The following is an 18,910-nucleotide window of genomic DNA, read 5'->3' as shown; positions in this document are numbered from 1 at the left end:
TTTAGGCAAAAAAAAACGCATTACTTAAAAAAGAATGCGCAATAAAAACATAACTACTAAGGGAAACATAAACACTTATAAAGTAAGAGTGTTAGTTGTGTTTTTAGTTCCATTTATTTAGCTATTTTTTTTCATTGTTTTATTGGCAGAGTCGTTGGTGATTAAATCGGTTGTTACTGACAAAATGCTGATAAACGTTTATTAGAATTTAGGCAAAAAAAAACGCATTACTTAAAAAAGAATGCGCAATAAAAACATAACTACTAAGGGAAACATAAACACTTATAAAGTAAGAGTGTTAGTTGTGGTTTTAGTTCCATTTATTTAGCTATTTTTTTTCATTGTTTTATTGGCAGAGTCGTTGGTGATTAAATCGCTTTTTTTGATAAAATGCTGATACACGTTTACTGGAATTTAGGCAAAAAAAAACGCATTACTTAAAAAAGAATGCGCAATAAAAACATAACTACTAAGGGAGAAACATAAACACTGTTAAGTAAGAGTGGCAGTTCTAGTTTTAGTTCAATAATGTTTCATTTAAAATGAAAAATATTTTTTACACTACTACTCTCACTATTATCTAGTTGGTATAAGGTCGTCTTTCTGGCATGATAACAATATCCAATCCAATAACGTACTGATGTTATGTCGTTTATTAAACCTTTTCTTATTTCATTGTTCAGCATCATACTCCTCTCAAGTTGTGCTACATCACCGCCAAAAAATCCTGAAAATATCTGTGAAATTTTTCGTGAACACCGTGATTGGTATTTTGCTGCCAAAGAAGTGCGTGAGCGTTGGGGAGTGCCTATCCATGTGCCCATGAGTATGATGTTCCAAGAAAGTTCATTTAGAGCCGATGCGTTGCCTCCTAGAGACTATTTACTGGGTTTTATCCCTTGGGGTCGGGTAAGTACTGCTTACGGTTACTCTCAAGCAAAAACGATGACTTGGGATGATTATATTAAAGAAACAGACAATTCTGGCGCCGACCGTGATGACTTTGACGACGCTATCGATTTTATGGGTTGGTTTATATTTAAAACACAGAAAATTAATAAGGTCTCTAAATGGGATGCTTACAACCAATATTTAAATTATCACGAAGGTTGGGGGGGCTTTAAACGTCGCTCTTATAAACAGAAGCCTTGGCTGGCAAAAGTCGCCCGCAAAGTCGATAACCGAGCACGGCGCTACAGTAGCCAATTAAAAAGCTGTGAAGCAGATTTAAATCATGGTTGGCTATGGCGATTATTTTTTGCATAAAGTTTATTTGTCGATATAACTGTAATTAGCTTTGTGAGCATGGTCTTTTATAAAAAGGTCATGCTTTTTAGTTTTAAGGCTAAATTAAAGCCAATGATTGTTCGCCGAGTTACATAACATAAGTAGTGATAACATGTAGCATAAATAGTGCTTATATAATCTCTTTGCAGTAAAAATGCTCGCAAAGGCTTTCGTTTCTTATCATAAAAATTATTGTAAAAAAAACTTCATAAATATTAAAGAAAGGCATTGCATTATTTGAGGGCTGGCTCTTATTGGGCTGCGTTTTGTTATCCACAGAAATTGTGGAAAAATCATTATTAGATCAAGTGGTGTGAATAACTCTGTGAATAACTTTGTGGCTTGCTGCTATTATCCACAAAAGAAGAAATAAGAGCATCTAAAAGTAATTGTTACTATGATAAGGATTTCATAAAAAAAGGCCTTAAAATGATGATTTAAGGCCTTGTGTTATATCTGTGGTGTAACCAAACTTGCTACTTTTCTTTATCATTATCGAGATAAAGTTCAGGAAGGATCCTAACTGTTTTGATCATATTATCTGAGACATCAACAATTTCTAAAGGGTAACCTGCTATACGTACACTTAAATTAGCTTCTGGTATATCTTCTAAATATTCGATAATTAAGCCGTTTAATGTTTTAGGGCCATCGGTAGGGAAATTCCATGTCATTTCTTTATTAATATCCCTCACCGTAGCACTACCATCGACTAAATAACTGCCATCAGGTTGTGCATTAACCTCTTCACTTGTCGTCGGCGTCATCGTTGTTGTAAAGTCACCAACGACTTCTTCCAAAATATCTTCTAGGGTTACTAAGCCTTGAATGTCACCATATTCATCGACGACTAAGCCTAATCGTTCTTTGGCATGCTGAAACTTTAATAGTTGCACATTCAGGGTGGTGCCTTCGGGAATGAAATATAATTCTTTTATTGCTCTGATTAAGGTGGTTTTAGTAAATTGATTTTTGAATAAGAGTTTCAAGGCATCACGTAGATGAATATAACCAACAACATCATCCATATTGTCTCGATACAATAACACACGGGTATGGTTTGATTGTGCCAGTTGTTTTTGAATCTTTTTCCAGTCATCATTAATATCAATGCCCACTAACTCATTACGTGGGATCATAATATCTTCAACGGTCACTTTCTCTAAATCAAGAATACCCACCAACATATTTTGATCGCGCTCGGGTAACATAGCCCCAGAGTCATTAACAACGGTTCTAAGTTCTTCTGAGCTTAAACTGTGATGAACACGTTGTTCAGAACTAACACCGATTAATAGCAATAAACCGTTAGTGATCCAATTTACAGCAACAACGAAAGGGAACAACAGCTTCAATAAAACAGATAAGACAACTGAGCTTGGAAAAGCGATTTTTTCAGGGTATAACGCCGCTAATGTTTTTGGGGTTACTTCAGAAAATATAAGCACAACAAGTGTTAATGCAATGGTTGCAACCAACACACCCATGTCACCAAATAAACGTAAGCCGATAATAGTGGCAATCGCAGAGGCCGCTATATTAACAAGATTATTGCCAATAAGTATTAAACCAATTAAACGGTCTGGACGCTCTAATAATTTACTGACGCGTTTAGCACCTTGATGATTTTGTTTTTCTAAATGGCGAAGTCGATAGCGGTTAAGCGACATAATGCCAGTTTCAGATCCTGAAAAATAGGCTGATAGAATAATTAGAATGCCAAGAATGGCAAAGAGCATTTCCGTTGATATGTTGTCCAAAAAAGGAACCCTATGTTGTGTTATAGATAGTCATTAAGTACGTTATATACTTATTTAATGACCATTATTTTGATAATTTACAGTAAAATAAATTCTTTAACAAATCGACTACCGAAATATGCCAATGTTAATAAAGCACTACCGGTAACCATTAATATTAATACTCGATGTCCTCGCCAACCCCTATTGTAATGACCCCAGAGTATCGTTGAATAGACCAGTAGGGCTAATACAGACAAGATTGTTTTATGTAAGTTTTCGTGTGAGATCATCCCATCTAAAAATAAGAAGCCAATCACTTGGCTGAGTAATAAAAAACTCGTGCCAATACTTAATATAATAAAAAGCTGACCTTCAACTTGCATCAATGGCGGTAAATGACTGACCGCCGCTAAATTTTTTGTTTTTAATTTTAAATGGATATAAGCCACTTGAAACGCATAAAGTGTTGCAATGACCAGCGTACAATAAGATAGCAGTGCAAGCGTCACATGGCTTATTACACTTAATTGATGATTAATTAACGGGGCTTGTTCTACACTCGGTATGAAGACCATCAAAAATTGCCAAATCCCCGCAAAACCATAAATAACCGGCAACAGTAGATTCACTTTAAAGCGTAAGGCAAATGCAGAGACTGATAAACAAATAATTAAACTGACTAAAGAAATAACGTTAGGCAATGCAAAGTTAATATCTGCTTGAGCAACTAAAAACTGTGCATTACTTAACGTGTGAAGCACCATAGCTAAACAGCCAAAAAATAATACAAAAACTAAATTAGGCCCTTTAGGGTGAAATAAACGTAATAACATTGCAGAAGTTGCTACAGCATAAGCAAAAAATGCAATTAAAGAACAAATATCCGAAAAACTCACAACGTGCTCCCACACAAGAACTTAAAAGTTAGGTAATTATACCTGCAAACGATTCTATCAGAATGCGGGTAATACACCCTATATTAAAACTATAAAACTAATTTTCTTAAAGGCTTTATCGATAAAAAGGCAATTAGCCCTGCGCAAGTTAACCCAAACCAAAAGGGTAGTAACTCATGGCTATGTTGCATTTGCTGCGTAATATTAATATCAAAAAACGCCAAGCCCCAATCAAGTAGTAAGCCAAAGCCAATTGCACACGACGAAATACCTAATAAATACCGGATTAAAACACTGCTGCCCATTTCATTTTTAATGACGCCCAATGTTGAGATATTGGTTGCAGGGCCAGCCATCATAAAGACCAACGCCGTGCCAGGAGATATACCGGCTAAAATAAAGCCAGCGGCGACAGGGGTCGATGCAGTGGCACAAATATACATAGGGATTGATATAACGATCATCACTAACATTGCGCCTAAACCACTACCGTAGCTAAGTAAAAAAGATGCGGGTAAAAATGTTTTTATTAACGTGGCAAAAACCAAGCCGACTAATAACCAAATAATGATATCGTCTATCAATTGCGTTGCCGCGTAATGAATACCTGAGGTGGTTTTACTGATAAAACTTGCTGATTTTGTTGGTGGTTCAGATGTTTTTTCACTGGCACAACATGAAGATTTTACATTTTCTGTCGCAAGTACAGGTTCAGTAACTACTTTTTTCTTACTTGGACAACAACTAGGTGCATCTTCAGTTGCTGATTTTGGCAGAGTAATATCTTCTTTTTTTATCGTTGAAACCAATAAGCCTGTAATAATAGCAGAAAATATCGCAGTTATTGGACGATAAATAGCAAACACGGGCCCTAATAAAGCATATGAAACAGAAACAGAGTCAACGCCTGTTTCTGGGGTCGCAACTAAGAAGGATGAGGTTGCAGAAGCGGAAGCGCCACTGCGACGTAATTCAGTCGCAACAGGGATAACACCACATGAGCATAAAGGTAAAGGTGCGCCAATGAGTGCGGCTTTAATAATAGCGAGTTTCCCTTCGCCTAAATGTTGACTTAAAATTTTAGTGGGTACCCAAGACTTCATTAAACCAGCGATGAGTAAACCTAATAATAACCAAGGACTTGCTTCAGCACTTAGGGCTAAAAAGTTTGTCAGTAATGCAGATAAATATTCCAAGACAGTCACTATATTAATTATATAAAAGTTAAACCAACCTACAGCTTACCATACTTATATTAAGGTGCATTAGTCGTTATCAAATAACGACGATTTATTTATCTGATCTGCTGTTCTTTACTCTTGTAGTTAATTGATAAATCTAACGCTAATGAGGATGAAGAAACTGAGAGGATTTGCTATTAATCCTTTCGCTTATTTTATTGGCGGGTATAATATGCAATAATTTTTATATTCAGCACAATATAGAGTCATACATGTTTGAGAATCTTTCCGATCGTTTAACGAAAACGTTAAAAAATATCAGCGGCCGTGGCCGATTAACAGAAGACAACATTAAAGAAACATTACGTGAAGTGCGTATGGCACTTCTTGAAGCGGATGTTGCCTTACCGGTTATTCGTGATTTTATCGCTAAAGTAAAAGAGAGCGCGGTTGGTCAAGATGTCTCTAAAAGTCTTACTCCAGGACAAGTCTTCGTAAAAATTGTTCAAAAAGAACTTGAACACGCTATGGGTGAAGTCAACGAGACCCTTAATTTAAAAGCGGCTCCGCCAGCTATTGTATTAATGGCTGGTTTACAAGGGGCGGGTAAAACAACCTCTGTGGCAAAGTTATCAAAATACTTAACAGAGCGTGAAAAGAAAAAGGTATTAGTCGTCAGTGTCGATGTTTATCGTCCGGCTGCTATTAAACAGCTAGAAACATTAGCAAACGAAATTAATATTGAATTTTTCCCAAGTGATATTTCGCAAAAACCAATAGATATTGCTAATGCAGCTATTGAACATGCTAAAAAGTTTTTATTTGATGTATTAATTGTTGATACTGCGGGTCGTTTACATGTCGATAAAGACATGATGACTGAGATACAAGACCTACACGCGGCTATTAATCCAATAGAAACATTATTCACCGTTGATGCAATGACGGGACAAGATGCGGCAAACACAGCGAAAGCCTTTGGTGACGCTTTACCGTTAACCGGTATCATACTGACCAAAACTGACGGTGACGCTCGAGGCGGTGCTGCGCTTTCTATTCGCCATATTACCGGCAAGCCTATTAAATTTATGGGTGTTGGCGAAAAAATTGAAGCATTAGAACCTTTCCATCCTGACCGTATTGCCTCACGTATTCTTGGTATGGGCGATGTACTTTCTTTAATCGAAGAAGTTGAACAAAAGGTTGATAAGAAGAAAGCTGAGCAATTAGCCAAAAAATTTAAAAGTGGTAAAAGTTTTGATTTAGAAGATTTTCGTGAGCAACTTGTGCAAATGAAAAACATGGGTGGCATGACTAGCATGATGGACAAATTGCCAGGTATGGGCAATATGTCAGATAAAATTAAAGATCAAATGGATGATAAATTAACCTTACGAATGGAAGCTATTATTAGCTCTATGACTAAAGGTGAACGTGAGCGTCCTGATATTATTAAAGGTTCTAGAAAACGTAGAATTGCTGCAGGTTCAGGTACTCAAATTCAAGATGTGAATCGTTTATTAAAACAATTTATGCAAATGCAAAAAATGATGAAAAAAATGTCTGGTAAAGGTGGCATGCAGAAAATGATGCGCTCAATGAAGGGCATGATGCCTCCAGGCGGTGCAGGCGGTGCAGGCGGTGGCCCAGGTGGCGGGATGTTCGGCCGTTAAGAAAAACAATATTTAATTTCAAAAGGTAGCGTTCGCTACCTTTTTTGCTTTTAGTCTTTAGTCATTTCAGGTTTATCATTAGCACTGGGCGATCTTTATACTTGCTATTTATCCTAGGAAGCGTAAAATACGCGAGCTTTTCTGTCACCTAGGGTGTCAGGAAATGTCTGGAAAATTCGTTTTAACACTTTAAATAATAGAGGGCGATATGGTAACCATTCGTTTAGCTCGTGGCGGCGCCAAAAAGCGTCCATTCTATCAGGTTGTTGTTGCAGATAGCCGTAACTCTCGCGATGGTCGTTTCATCGAGAAAGTTGGCTTTTTTAACCCAACAGCAGAAGGTCAAGCTGAGAAATTACGCTTAGACCTAGACCGTATCAACCATTGGGTTGGTCAGGGTGCTGGTTTATCTGATCGTGTGGCTAAGTTAGTTAAAGACGCTCAAGTAGCAGCTTAATTAATTTAGTAGGTTTAGGAGTTGTTGTGGAAGAAATAAATAAAGAAGTCATCTTAGGTAAAGTAGGCGCAGTTTACGGTATCAAAGGTTGGTTGAAAATTCATTCGTTCACTGATGAAACCGAAGCTATATTAGACTATTTTCCTTGGTCTCTAAAATTAGGGAATAAAATACAATCAGTCGATATATCTGATTGGCGCAAACATAATAACGGACTCGTTGTTCATGTTGCTGGTATTGATGATCGTGATATAGCCCAAAAGCTTGTCGGATCAGAAATATTTGTCAACGAAAGCGCACTAGCAGAATTGCCCGACGGGGAGTTTTACTGGCGCGATTTGATCGGCATGTCTGTTGTTACTGACAAAGGTTACGACCTTGGTCATGTTTCTGAAATTTTAGAAACTGGCGCTAACGATGTACTGGTTGTTAAAGCTAATCGTAATGACGGCTTTGGTCAAAAAGAGCGTTTAATTCCGTATCTTTTTGAACAAGTTGTAAAATCAATTAGTGCTGAAAATAAACAAATTTGTGTTGACTGGGACCCAGGTTTCTAACTTGAGTAATAGTGTTTTAACAAACAAACGATGGTATGGGGTGATAAGCCTTTTTCCTGAAATGTTTGACGCCATTACAGAGTATGGGGTGACAGGCCGAGCGATCCGTAACGGGTTAATTGAATTTCATAAGTGGAATCCAAGAGACTTTACGCACGATAAACATAGAACCGTTGATGACCGTCCTTATGGCGGTGGTCCGGGCATGTTAATGATGGTGCAACCGCTACGTGATGCTATTAAAGCTGCAAAAGCTGCTGCGAATTTCGCTGCAGATTCTGTGATAGGTGATAATAGTAGTTCTGATAAAGAACAAGTCAAGGTTATATATTTGTCGCCGCAGGGACGTAAACTCGACCAAGCTGGTGTACGCGAATTAGCACAACATAATAAGCTGCTATTTATAGCAGGGCGTTATGAAGGCATAGACGAACGATTAATTGAGTCGGAAATCGACGAAGAATGGTCTGTCGGTGATTATGTTTTGAGTGGTGGTGAACTCCCCGCAATGAACATGATCGATGCTATAGCACGTTTTGTGCCCGGTGTTTTAGGACATAATCAGTCAGCTGAGCAAGATTCTTTCTCAGAGGGTTTATTAGATTGTCCTCATTATACAAGGCCAGAAGTACTCGACACTTCAATAGAAGCTATGTCGGTACCTAAAGTGCTATTAAGTGGTAATCACGAACACATAAAGCAATGGCGTATGTTTAAGTCACTAGAAAGAACATGGACCAGAAGACCAGAACTATTAACTAACCTAGCTCTGACAGCAGAACAAAAGAAAATGTTAGCTTCTATTAAAGAAGATAATAAATGATTTTGTTGATGCCTGTGAACCCTAGGAAGAAGGTATTATGAGTAACATTATTGATATGCTCGAAAAAGAGCAGATGAAAACAGATTTACCAGCATTCGCACCAGGCGACACTGTTGTTGTACAAGTAAAAGTTACAGAAGGTGATAAATCACGTCTTCAAGCATTTGAAGGTGTAGTTATTGCAATAAAAAGCCGTGGCATCAATTCTGCATTCACTGTTCGTAAAATCTCGAACGGTGTTGGTGTAGAACGTGTATTCCAGACACATAGCCCTATTGTTGACTCTATTGAAGTCAAACGTCGCGGTGATGTACGTCAAGCTAAACTTTACTACTTGCGCGAGCTATCTGGCCGTAAAGCACGTATTAAAGAAAAATTGGCAAAAAGATAATCTCTTTTTAAGCCCGTTTTGCTTTAGCAATACGCATAAAAAAAGCCTGAATAATTCGTTATTCAGGCTTTTTTTGTTTTAGTCTATATTCTGATACAGTAATCTATCTTACTGATTCTACTGGTTGTATTCTTCTCCATTCAAGATGACTGACAAGCTATTTACCCGTCGGTTTTAGTTCGACCCTCTCACCGTAGAATAACGAGTTAAACCCTAGTTTAACGATCATATTACTTGACTGAAGATTTAAAGCTCACTGACTTTACTTACTATAGTAATTTATTAACTTAATTGGAAAGTACTAATAGCGAACATAAGTTTTGTCGCCCTTGATCGGTTTACAATCTAGTTTAGCAGTCTGATGTCATAAAGGTTGGTTAGTCATTTCTCATAATAGTTTGCAATTTAATAATGTTATTATTTTATTTTACTCTATATCGTTGAATTTAGTCGTTATTTTTATTGGTGTGCTTTTTGCATTAATAAGTGAGTAGAGTGGTTTATTTGCATAATAAAAATTATGTTATTCATTCTGCGAATATTTATTCTACGATTATTTATTATAAGAGGTAAACCCAATGAAATTTAAACTTTTAAAGCAATTAATAATAATGTGCTCTATGGTTGCAGGTGTATATGCGAATGCAGGATTAATAAGTAAAGATTACTCAGCAGCAGCAGATGGATTACTGACTGTCGATACTGTTGGTCAAACTGAGTGGTTAGATGTATCAATTTTTTATGGTATGAACTTAGATGCTCTCCAAGGTTCTAATCAGTGGGCGGCTGATGGGTTTCATTTGGCTACAGACGTAGAATTAATCTCGCTATTTAAAAATGTTGGTATCACACTGGGAGTAGACGGAACCGGTTCTCTAGGATTCGGGCTAGGACTAGGACATTCAACGGCTAGCATAGTAGCTATGCAAGATCTCCATGAAAAATTTGGCGGAGGTCCTGGCGGATTACCCTTAATACAGGGGATACTCGCTGATACGGACAACGATGGTTTAAGCAACTTAGGCGGTTTAAATGCAATATCAAGTATTGCAGCCGTTAATCTAGGTATAGATATTTGGGGAGGAGGTTTCCTAACCAATAACGTTGACGATACTGTAGGAGCATTTTTTGTACGTAGAGTTGACGTTCGTGAGCCATCTACGGTTCCTGAGCCATCGACATTTGCTATTTTTTTATTGGCAATGACAGGTTTTGCATCACGTAAATTTAAAAAACAGTCTTAAAATAGTTTATATCATAATTAATTATCGTCGATTTTAAAAGCTGATAATCCTATATATATCATCAGCTTTTTTATTATCAATAAGCATTTATTCGTTGAATAAATGCTTTATTATAAACTATAAATTCAGACATTTTTTAGCCTAATCATTAGTTAAAAATGATTACTTATTTGACTGATAGGTTTTGATCTAGATAATGCTTTTACTTACTTTGTATGGATTGTACGGAAATTTTCAGTCGTCATATAAATTATCATAAGTTGTTTTATCTAATTTGAATCGAAATGCCTTTCTCTTTGCTACATATCTGCTAATCCCTCAAGAGAGTTATATAACACAGCCCTAGGTCACGCGATAGAATCTATATCTGCTATGACTCTTTCGATACCTATAATTTTTTAATGGTAACAATAAAGATAGTAGAAGCCTCTCTATAACTGCTGGTATTAAAGCATGGGTAATTTTTAAAAGGGTAAGTGATTTTTATTCCGTTCGTGTACATGAATACCAATAACACATTATCTGATGTACTGGTTGCCGCAGTGTAATGTCTTTACCACAGGTTAATTTTGACAATATTCACTATTAACACTGTCAAAGCTAGCACACGATTTTACAGTGTTGTGAGCGCCATCAACGCTGTCTAAAACAACTTTTGTTATCTAAACAAAGGATAATAAATAATGTTATTTCTATTCAGATAGTGCTTCTAAATTGTCGTCAGTGCTGAAGAATTACAATGCGTTGTTAAATTTTCACTTAAGTTCACTTATGTTCATTTTGTGGTTTGTACATAACAACTAAACGATTATATAAAATATTATTAGTTAATTTGTTTGCTTATATCGATGCAGGTGGCAAAATAGCGACATCTAATTCATAAAGTATAAGTTTAATGACACAACAGCAACGACAAGCGTTAATTTTAGAGATGATTAAAAAAAGCGGTTTTGTCAGCATTGATGAACTTGTTGAACACTTTAAGGTGACACCACAAACGGTTCGCCGAGATCTTAATCAGTTAGCTAAAGTACAAAAAATTTCACGTCATCATGGTGGTGCCGGCATTGAATCAAGTACTGTCAATACTGATTATCAAACACGAAAAATTATGGATCTTCAGGCCAAGGAAAAAATTGCTGCTGAGTTAGTGCGCATGATACCCAATGGAGCATCTCTTTTTATCAATATCGGTACAACCACAGAAACCATTGCGCGTGCCTTATTGGATCATAAAAGCCTTCAAATTGTGACGAATAACTTAAATGTTGCTTCTATACTTGGTGCCAAGGAAGATTTCTCTGTTGTTATTGCTGGTGGCGAAGTTCGCCATAGAGATGGCGGCGTCATAGGTGAAACAACGGAAGACTTCATTAAAAATTTCCGTATGGACTTTGGTATTATTGGCATCAGTGGTATTGATATCGAAGGTTCACTTTTAGATTTTGATTACCGAGAAGTTAGAGTAGCTCAAGCTATTATTGCCAATTCACGGCAAGTGATTTTAGCGGCCGATCACTCAAAATTTGGTCGTAACGCTATGGTACGCTTAGGTAATATTAATCAAGCAGATCACTTTTTTACCGATGCTCCTCCTCCTGATGAAATACAGAAAATCCTTTCAGATCATAACGTCACTTTACATTTAGTTTAATTTATAATCATTATTTATTAGCACTAACTGTTAGCAATATATAGCTCCTTCTCCTAAGGTTTAGTTTAAAGCCTACTTGCTAAATAAATTTTTTATAATCAACAATTCTTTAATTATCAAAAAAGTATAAAGATATGTTCGTTTATGTTCGTAATTTATTGCTTTGTTTTCACATTGGTTGTATTGTTCAGCAAATAATATCAACGTTAAGTAAAGGCAAGCGACAAAATAGTGAGGGCTAAAGTAATTTCCTCTGGTCGCAACTAAGGAACAATATGAAAGATCAAAGCGTTATTTATGATTTACTCGTTATTGGTGGGGGGATCAACGGTACAGGCATTGCTGCCGATGCAACAGGTAGAGGGTTAAATGTTTTACTTTGTGAAATGAATGATCTTGCCTCCTCAACCTCATCAAATAGCAGTAAACTTATTCATGGCGGTTTACGTTATCTCGAGTACTATGAGTTTCGCTTAGTTCGAGAAGGGCTTGCTGAACGTGAGATCTTATTAAAAAATGCGCCCCATATCATATGGCCTTTACGTTTTCGTTTACCTCATCGTAGTCATCTACGCCCTTCTTGGATGATAAGAATTGGCTTGTTTATGTATGATAACTTAGCTAAACGAGCAACATTAAAGGGCTCAAAGGGAATTAAATTTGATAAAAATAGTCCCGTTGTAGATACAATCACTAAGGGATTTGAATACTCTGATGCATGGGTTGATGATGCTCGGATGGTGGTTCTCAATGCCATTGCCGCTAGAGATAAAGGCGCGAATATTATGACGCGTACTCGTTGCTCAGATGCAAAAAGAGTTGGTGATATTTGGGAAGTAACACTCAATGATAATATCACCGGGGAAAAACAGCTTGTTAAAACTAAAGCGTTAGTAAATGCTGCCGGTCCATGGGTAACAAGTATTTTCGATGAAGCATTAAAAAAGCCATCACCTAAAAAAATTCGTTTAATTAAAGGCAGCCACATTATAGTGCCGCGTATTCATAATGAGTCGCAGGCTTATATTTTACAGAATGAAGATAAACGTATTGTCTTTGTTATTCCTTATGAAGATGACTTTTCTTTGATTGGAACAACGGATATAGAGCATGTCGGCGATCCAGCGACAGCTTGTATTTCAAAAGAAGAAACTGATTATTTAATCTCGGTAGTTAATGACCATTTTAAACACCAAATATCAAACAAAGATATCATCGCGACTTATTCAGGCGTTAGGCCCTTACTCGATGACGAATCAGATTCGCCTGCAGCGGTAACCCGTGATTATACTTTCGAAGTAGATGCACCTAAGGGAAAAGCGCCTTTGTTATCAGTATTTGGTGGAAAAATTACCACTTACCGTAAATTATCTGAAGCTGCAGTTAATGGAATTATTGATCATTTTCCCGATGCGGGTGAATGTATAACAGCAGATACTGCTTTACCAGGGGGCGATTTTGACAATCAACACAATTTACAAACCAGCTTGCAACACCAATATAGCTGGTTACCCTGTCAAATAATTAAGCGTTATGTTCGCTCTTACGGTACGTTAAGTCATAAAATCTTGGCTGGAATTAACTCACTAGAAGGCATGGGTGAGTATTTTGGTGCCGGTCTTTACCAACGCGAGGTAGAGTACTTAATTCAACAAGAATGGGCTGTTGATCTTGAAGATATTATTTGGCGAAGAAGCAAACTTAGCCTACATTTAACCGCCAAAGAAAAATCTGGATTAGCACATTTTTTAGTGACATTTAATTCCAGTAAAAAAGTTACATCTACCAGTGAATAATAACAAATAAAAGCCGAGTGATATTCGCCTGTTCTTTGTAAATACAGTGCTCGCTTTGACGACTTTAGTTTGCTCTGTACTGTATTATCTTTGATAAAGGAATAATAACTTTAAATAATCGCAACTAATTCAATGGCGTTATCGGCTTTATTATTAGGTATATTCTGTCTGTTCAACTCAGTAAACGTAACACTTTAAAGTGTTACGTTTATGTTGTTTTGCTTAATGATTTTAGAATATCCAATTTTCATTAATTAAACACTTCTTGCCAGGAGATAATCCGGTCGTTACCTCGAAATATACCAAAGGTAGCAACAGCGGTAGGGTTATTATTATAGAGGCCATCATTATTCCAATCGTATTCCAACCATTCATAAGCATCATATGAGACACCGATTTGTCCCTGATTATTAGCGCCCGGTGCGGCCAGTTCGATGTCTTGTGTTTTACCGGCAACGAAATCTCCTGAGCCGCCTTGGACATTAGTCAGTGCGGGATCTAAGCTAATATCGGTCAATGAAATATTATTATCATTATAACCTGCACAATTATTATTTAAGCTGGTAATAAAGGCGCTGCCATCAAAATGCTGCACTTTCATCGGTTGCTTAATATCGGAGGTTTCTGATCCAAAGCTATTTTCTAACACTAAGCGACCGTATCGAATTTCAACGCCGGTGGGTAATGCATCAACCGTTTTGGTTACGTTAATGGCGTCTGTATCTATAATAGACGCTGTAGCAATAACAATATCGGAGGTAAATGGCTGAACAAGTGCATTGGCAGAGCGGTTGTAGAAATAATGATCGTCATCTGACAATCGATAGTGCAATACACCTTTGGGTAATGCGACGACACTAGGTAATTGAGTTAAGTCGATTTGACTTAAAGTACCGGTATTTATATTGGCAGTTAACGATAGCCTGTTACCATTAATTCCTCTCGCTAATTGGTCTAATATTGGTGTGGTGATATTGATATTATCAGCAATGAGTTTCATATAATCATTATCGCTACCTTGACTATCCTGAAAATAATTATGGGTAATATTGTCTTGTTTATTATAAGCGGTAATTGCCAATACCGGATTGGTTAAATATGAAATTGCCCCAATACTATTGGTTGCTTCATCTTTTTGGCCGCTATAGGCAAAGGCTTTTCCGGTATTACAGGTCGCAATAAAATAACCATCATCCGCCACTGTTTGGCTAAAGTGATGTGGAATAAAGCGCCCAATGTTAATTGCTTCGCTAGGTATAATAACACCAGCGTTGCCATAGTTACTGTCTTGAACATCTAAATTAAGCAAACCTACCTCTGAATATTGAGCAGCACTATAAATTGAGCTCCCCAATAAAAAATTGTTCAGGGTGACATTTTGAAAGACTGCACTTGTCTTGGTGACTAAGTGACTTAATGCCTTGTAGTCTAGATTACCGTTGACACTGTCTGCTAAGGTTGGGCCGATGCGATTAAGCTTTAGTGCGATTTGTCCCGGCAAGTAATTAGGGGTAATAACAGCGGGAGAAGCAGCATTATAAGCAGTAACAGTCAGGGTGAAATTTTCCCCAGCGGGATAAGTTGTTGTTGCGGTTGCGCTAGCGCCATTTAAGTTAACGCTCCCAGACTTTGCACTAACCATAAGCTTTGCTGGACTCACCCAAAATGAATTACTGCTACCTGATAGGGTAATGCCGCCGATGTCATAATTGGCATGTAATCGAATTTTTCCTGCATCGTTATATATCGGTGTCGGTATTGTCGCGATACTGTTGGCACCAAAATTTAATAGCGTATCAGTAGCATTTGAGTGTTTGGCAATGTCTTTGTTATTGACACTAAAACTCAGACCACTGCTGCCACCGGGATCGACATTTTCCTGAGAGAGTCCAACCTTAATATCATTGTTAAATAAACCACTACAGACGCCATTAGTATTTTTCACCGCTTGAATCTTTAACGTTTCAGCAAATACCGAGCCTGCTGTTTGATTGGGTATTATGGCGTTATTAGCTGTACCTGAAAGAAACCTAAAACCGGCATCGGTAAATGCCATATCACAACTATTGCTACTGTTATCGTCACACACTACTGGGTTAGCTGCCTCAATAGTGGCATTAGCCAGCGAAAAAGTCAGCGTTTCAACTACCGTATGATCAACATTAACGATAGTACTGCCGCTAAAGGTTGGTGAACTAATGACTGTGCTGTTAGCAATAAAATCAAGGGTTACAGACTCGGTACTTAAAGTTGAACAGCTGTCATTGAGACAAGCTTTAATGGTCACAGATTCAGTATCACAGGTTAATCCTTGGCCATCATGTACAATTTCATAATGATGAATAACGGGACTACAAGCATGAGTTTCTCTATAAATAGTAGAAATTTCGTTGGTAGTTAAAGCTTCTCGATAGACTTTTACTTCATCAATATCTCCGGTAAATCGATTTCTTGCTTCGCCTAAATCTGTTTCTCCACCAATAGTTGTTGGGCCTGTATCTTCTCCCCAAGTTCCGCTGTAGGTATTACTGGTGAGGCCTCCGGTAATTGTTTGCGCCTCGCCATTAATAAAAATCTGTCTGGTTTTGGTTAAACTATTATGCACCGCGGCAACAAATGTCCAGGTATTTACAGGAATAGATGTTGTTGTATCAACACTTACAGGATTTACACTTCGTGCATAAAATCTTAATTTACCATTGCCTGGATCGCCTAAACTAAAGCCAAAACCACGGGTGTTTTTTTCATCATCGATAAATATTCTTGAACCAGCATTAACATTACTTGGGTTGATCCAAGCCGTTACTGTGAAACTGTCTGTTAAGTTTTCAAAGCTATCGGGTAACACTACGTAATCATCTACGCCATCAAAACTGCCATAACGACAAGTGCCTGGATCACCGGTAATGGCGGCAGTAACTGACGCAGTTAATGCGCCATTAATTGCTTGTGCGCTAAAATTACCAATTTCATCAACAACTTCACCTGCATTCCCTGACCATATTTGCTCGTCAAAATGATATTCGGCCGCAGGTGTTATTGTCCTGCAAGGATGTCGTTCGGCCATAATAGTGGCTACTTGTTCTGTAGTTAATGCGCTTTGGTATACGCGCACCTCATCCATTAATCCATGAAAGTCATAACTTGCATTAATAGACCAACCACCGATGCGTAATTCACTATCGATAAAGGCTCGGTTATTATTGGGCGAGTTCCTTCGCTGTGTTAGCTCCTGTTCGACACCGTCAATATGTATGCGATTACTCGTTACACTGCCGTTAGTGAACTCGACAGCGATATGATGCCAACTTTTGGCTAATCCGGCACTAGCAACACCATATATATCATTATTGCCGGTATTAAATCCTATCGAACCATCGATTATCCAAATGTCGTGGATCCTCCAACCAATGGGCATGGTATTAGTTGTTCCATCCCAATTCATCCAAAAGGTAACGGTGGTTTTTACCCCGATGGTGCTGGTATCTAATGGCAACCCCGTTACCTGAATAGCACCATCATTTTGACTAGCATATCCGCAGGTACCAGGATCACCGGTTAAAGCAGGCGTAATGGTTTGCGGTATAGAATTATTATTAACCTGGGCATGATAACCATTGCCGGTATTGTCGAGTATCTCACTTGGACTCATATTCCAACTAGCTTCCTCAAATCGGTATTCTAGAAGCGGGGTGGGAGTTAACTTGCAATTAAGTGCGCCAATGATGTTGCTGGCGCCTAATGTAACTGCACCAGTGGTAGTAAATAAGCCACCACAAGCATCACCAATCCCCTCTAACATAGTGTTTTGTCCAGTCAAAATATAAGAACTCGCAAAAAAGGTACCAATGATACTCGCGTTTTCGCCAGTCGCAGTATAACTTGCTGCATTCCAAGTGATGGTGCTGTCAGCCGTTACATTAAGTAACACCATTGTTGTATTGGCAGCAAAATCAAAAAAAGAGTCACTATTGATAAGCCAATGTCCTTTCTGACCTTTGCCATCAAAAGTGATTGTTATACCCGCAGTGATTGAAAGTGCTGTTGCATGGTAAATACCGGCATCTAGTTTAGTATCTAGGGTCATTGCCGTAGGGAGTTCATTTGTTGAAGGTGCTTGTATGGCAGCTAAATTAGCTTTTATTTTTTCAAGTTGAATTCGTTGATCTTCGATAGGGGCATTGATAAGAAGTGTCGGGCTTCTCTGCGTAGTTGTGCCGCCGACCGTTGCTCCTGTTCCAAGTGTAATAGTGGTTCCTGCTGTTGCATCGCCTATCACTTTTGCGTTTATGCCTAAAGTTAAAGCGCCTATTCCTGCTTGAACATTACCACCGATTGTAGTGTTTTCACCGAGTGTTAAGGCAGTACCAGCCTGAGCATTACCACCAATGATTGCGTCTTCACCGATGTCCGTAGATCCTAAAGAACCAGAAGTAAGGTTGCCGATAATGACTGATTTCTTACCAACACTTATTGCGGCTCCTGCTGTAAGATCACCGTTAATTTTTGCAGATGCACTGAGCGTTACCGATGCTGCTGTGTGAAGGTTGCCACCAATGGTTGTATTCGCGCCAATATTTCCAGCGGCCATGGCCTGTACATTGCCATTAATTATTGAATTTATCCCCATGACTACTGCCGCACCAGAATAGACTGTTAAGCTATCTAAAGGGGGATCTAGTTTTGGCGGTAGATCTGCTTTTGCGTTAGAGCAAACAAAAAATATCAGGAATAAAAAGTATTGCGATGTATATTTCATAAAGTCCGTTTCTTATTATTTATTGTTATCTAAAGGGTATTGGCCAAAAAAAAGACCTTATACTGCCATTTATTGATAAATATTAGCCTCAGGTAGAATGTTGATCTAATAATTACAATTGTCTTAATGGGTAGATATTAATATTCGACGAACGGGTAGCAGATGTGGGAAACGTTAATTAAGAGGGCTAGATGTTGATAACCCGATAATAAGACCTATTAAGGTATTATGATTAACGCTGCCACTTCTTTTTACCCTGAGAAAAGTCAATACAGCCTTGTTAGTGCCAATGACTTTGCCCGATTTATGATAATTTATTCAATGGTTTGACGTGTAAATCTGAATAACTGATTTTAAGTTAACACATAAATACAATTTATAGCTTTAAATATTTAAAGTAATAACTCTAAAGTTTTTGTCACTTGGCTCCAACCAATACAAAAAGTAGAC

At 37.8% G+C, this 18,910-nt stretch carries 13 protein-coding genes; 9 read left to right on the top strand and 4 right to left on the bottom strand.

From position 1 onward, the window contains the following. Positions 1-645 precede the first annotated feature (645 nt). Positions 646-1,266 (top strand): hypothetical protein, encoded by a 621-nt coding sequence (locus tag H4J62_RS13255; RefSeq protein ID WP_182173615.1) that lies wholly within the window; start codon positions 646-648, stop codon positions 1,264-1,266. A 497-nt stretch (positions 1,267-1,763) separates the two neighbouring features. Here the strand turns inward: H4J62_RS13255 and H4J62_RS13250 are convergent, their stop codons facing one another. From H4J62_RS13250 to H4J62_RS13240, 3 genes are all read right to left on the bottom strand, one after another. Beyond that, positions 1,764-3,047 carry an HlyC/CorC family transporter gene (locus H4J62_RS13250; RefSeq protein WP_182216728.1) on the bottom strand — a complete coding sequence of 428 codons (1,284 nt, stop codon included), beginning with the start codon at positions 3,045-3,047 and terminating at the stop codon, positions 1,764-1,766. Positions 3,048-3,124: 77 nt separating this feature from the next. After that, the gene (locus H4J62_RS13245) at positions 3,125-3,925 is read right to left on the bottom strand and encodes a cytochrome c biogenesis protein CcsA (protein WP_182216730.1); all 801 of its coding nucleotides are present in this window, start codon (positions 3,923-3,925) and stop codon (positions 3,125-3,127) included. 89 nt (positions 3,926-4,014) lie between these two features. Further along, positions 4,015-5,121 (bottom strand): SO_0444 family Cu/Zn efflux transporter, encoded by a 1,107-nt coding sequence (locus tag H4J62_RS13240; RefSeq protein WP_182216731.1) that lies wholly within the window; start codon positions 5,119-5,121, stop codon positions 4,015-4,017. 257 nt (positions 5,122-5,378) lie between these two features. Here H4J62_RS13240 and ffh point away from each other — a divergent pair, with 257 nt between their 5' ends. The 8 genes from ffh to glpD all read left to right on the top strand — a co-directional run bounded on the left by ffh (position 5,379) and on the right by glpD (position 13,701). Beyond that, positions 5,379-6,779, top strand: a complete 1,401-nt coding sequence (ffh, locus tag H4J62_RS13235) for a signal recognition particle protein (protein ID WP_182216733.1) — start codon at positions 5,379-5,381, stop codon at positions 6,777-6,779. A gap of 208 nt (positions 6,780-6,987) precedes the next feature. After that, positions 6,988-7,236: a 30S ribosomal protein S16 gene (rpsP, locus tag H4J62_RS13230; RefSeq protein WP_070375880.1), complete on the top strand. Its 249-nt coding sequence runs from the start codon at positions 6,988-6,990 to the stop codon at positions 7,234-7,236. A gap of 26 nt (positions 7,237-7,262) precedes the next feature. Further along, positions 7,263-7,793 carry a ribosome maturation factor RimM gene (gene rimM, locus H4J62_RS13225; RefSeq protein ID WP_070375881.1) on the top strand — a complete coding sequence of 177 codons (531 nt, stop codon included), beginning with the start codon at positions 7,263-7,265 and terminating at the stop codon, positions 7,791-7,793. 1 nt (position 7,794) lies between these two features. Then, positions 7,795-8,616: a tRNA (guanosine(37)-N1)-methyltransferase TrmD gene (trmD, locus tag H4J62_RS13220; protein WP_259364884.1), complete on the top strand. Its 822-nt coding sequence runs from the start codon at positions 7,795-7,797 to the stop codon at positions 8,614-8,616. A 37-nt stretch (positions 8,617-8,653) separates the two neighbouring features. Then, on the top strand, positions 8,654-9,007 hold the full coding sequence (gene rplS, locus H4J62_RS13215; protein ID WP_070375882.1) for a 50S ribosomal protein L19: 354 nt from the start codon (positions 8,654-8,656) through the stop codon (positions 9,005-9,007). 578 nt (positions 9,008-9,585) lie between these two features. Further along, entirely contained in the window at positions 9,586-10,251 is a 666-nt protein-coding gene (locus tag H4J62_RS13210) for a PEP-CTERM sorting domain-containing protein (RefSeq protein ID WP_182216734.1), read from the top strand. Between the two features lie 895 nt (positions 10,252-11,146). Continuing rightward, on the top strand, positions 11,147-11,905 hold the full coding sequence (locus tag H4J62_RS13205; RefSeq protein ID WP_182216736.1) for a DeoR/GlpR family transcriptional regulator: 759 nt from the start codon (positions 11,147-11,149) through the stop codon (positions 11,903-11,905). A 275-nt stretch (positions 11,906-12,180) separates the two neighbouring features. Beyond that, the gene (gene glpD, locus H4J62_RS13200; protein ID WP_182216738.1) at positions 12,181-13,701 is read left to right on the top strand and encodes a glycerol-3-phosphate dehydrogenase; all 1,521 of its coding nucleotides are present in this window, start codon (positions 12,181-12,183) and stop codon (positions 13,699-13,701) included. A gap of 250 nt (positions 13,702-13,951) precedes the next feature. On the opposite strand, the gene H4J62_RS13195 is transcribed toward glpD, so the two are convergent. Next, positions 13,952-18,460, bottom strand: a complete 4,509-nt coding sequence (locus tag H4J62_RS13195; protein ID WP_182216739.1) for a DUF6701 domain-containing protein — start codon at positions 18,458-18,460, stop codon at positions 13,952-13,954. Positions 18,461-18,910: the final 450 nt, after the last annotated feature.

The organism is Colwellia sp. BRX8-5, assembly GCF_014077325.1.
Lineage (GTDB): Bacteria > Pseudomonadota > Gammaproteobacteria > Enterobacterales > Alteromonadaceae > Colwellia_A.
This window is presented reverse-complemented; position numbering and strand designations above follow the sequence as displayed.

Excerpts from the sequence above, each read along its gene's own strand:
- H4J62_RS13255 (WP_182173615.1), top strand. The coding sequence starts at position 646 with ATGTCGTTTATTAAACCTTTTCTTATTTCATTGTTCAGCATCATACTC.
- ffh (WP_182216733.1), top strand. The coding sequence starts at position 5,379 with ATGTTTGAGAATCTTTCCGATCGTTTAACGAAAACGTTAAAAAATATC.
- rpsP (WP_070375880.1), top strand. The coding sequence starts at position 6,988 with ATGGTAACCATTCGTTTAGCTCGTGGCGGCGCCAAAAAGCGTCCATTC.
- rplS (WP_070375882.1), top strand. The coding sequence starts at position 8,654 with ATGAGTAACATTATTGATATGCTCGAAAAAGAGCAGATGAAAACAGAT.
- H4J62_RS13210 (WP_182216734.1), top strand. The coding sequence starts at position 9,586 with ATGAAATTTAAACTTTTAAAGCAATTAATAATAATGTGCTCTATGGTT.
- H4J62_RS13205 (WP_182216736.1), top strand. The coding sequence starts at position 11,147 with ATGACACAACAGCAACGACAAGCGTTAATTTTAGAGATGATTAAAAAA.
- glpD (WP_182216738.1), top strand. The coding sequence starts at position 12,181 with ATGAAAGATCAAAGCGTTATTTATGATTTACTCGTTATTGGTGGGGGG.
- H4J62_RS13195 (WP_182216739.1), bottom strand. The coding sequence starts at position 18,460 with ATGAAATATACATCGCAATACTTTTTATTCCTGATATTTTTTGTTTGC.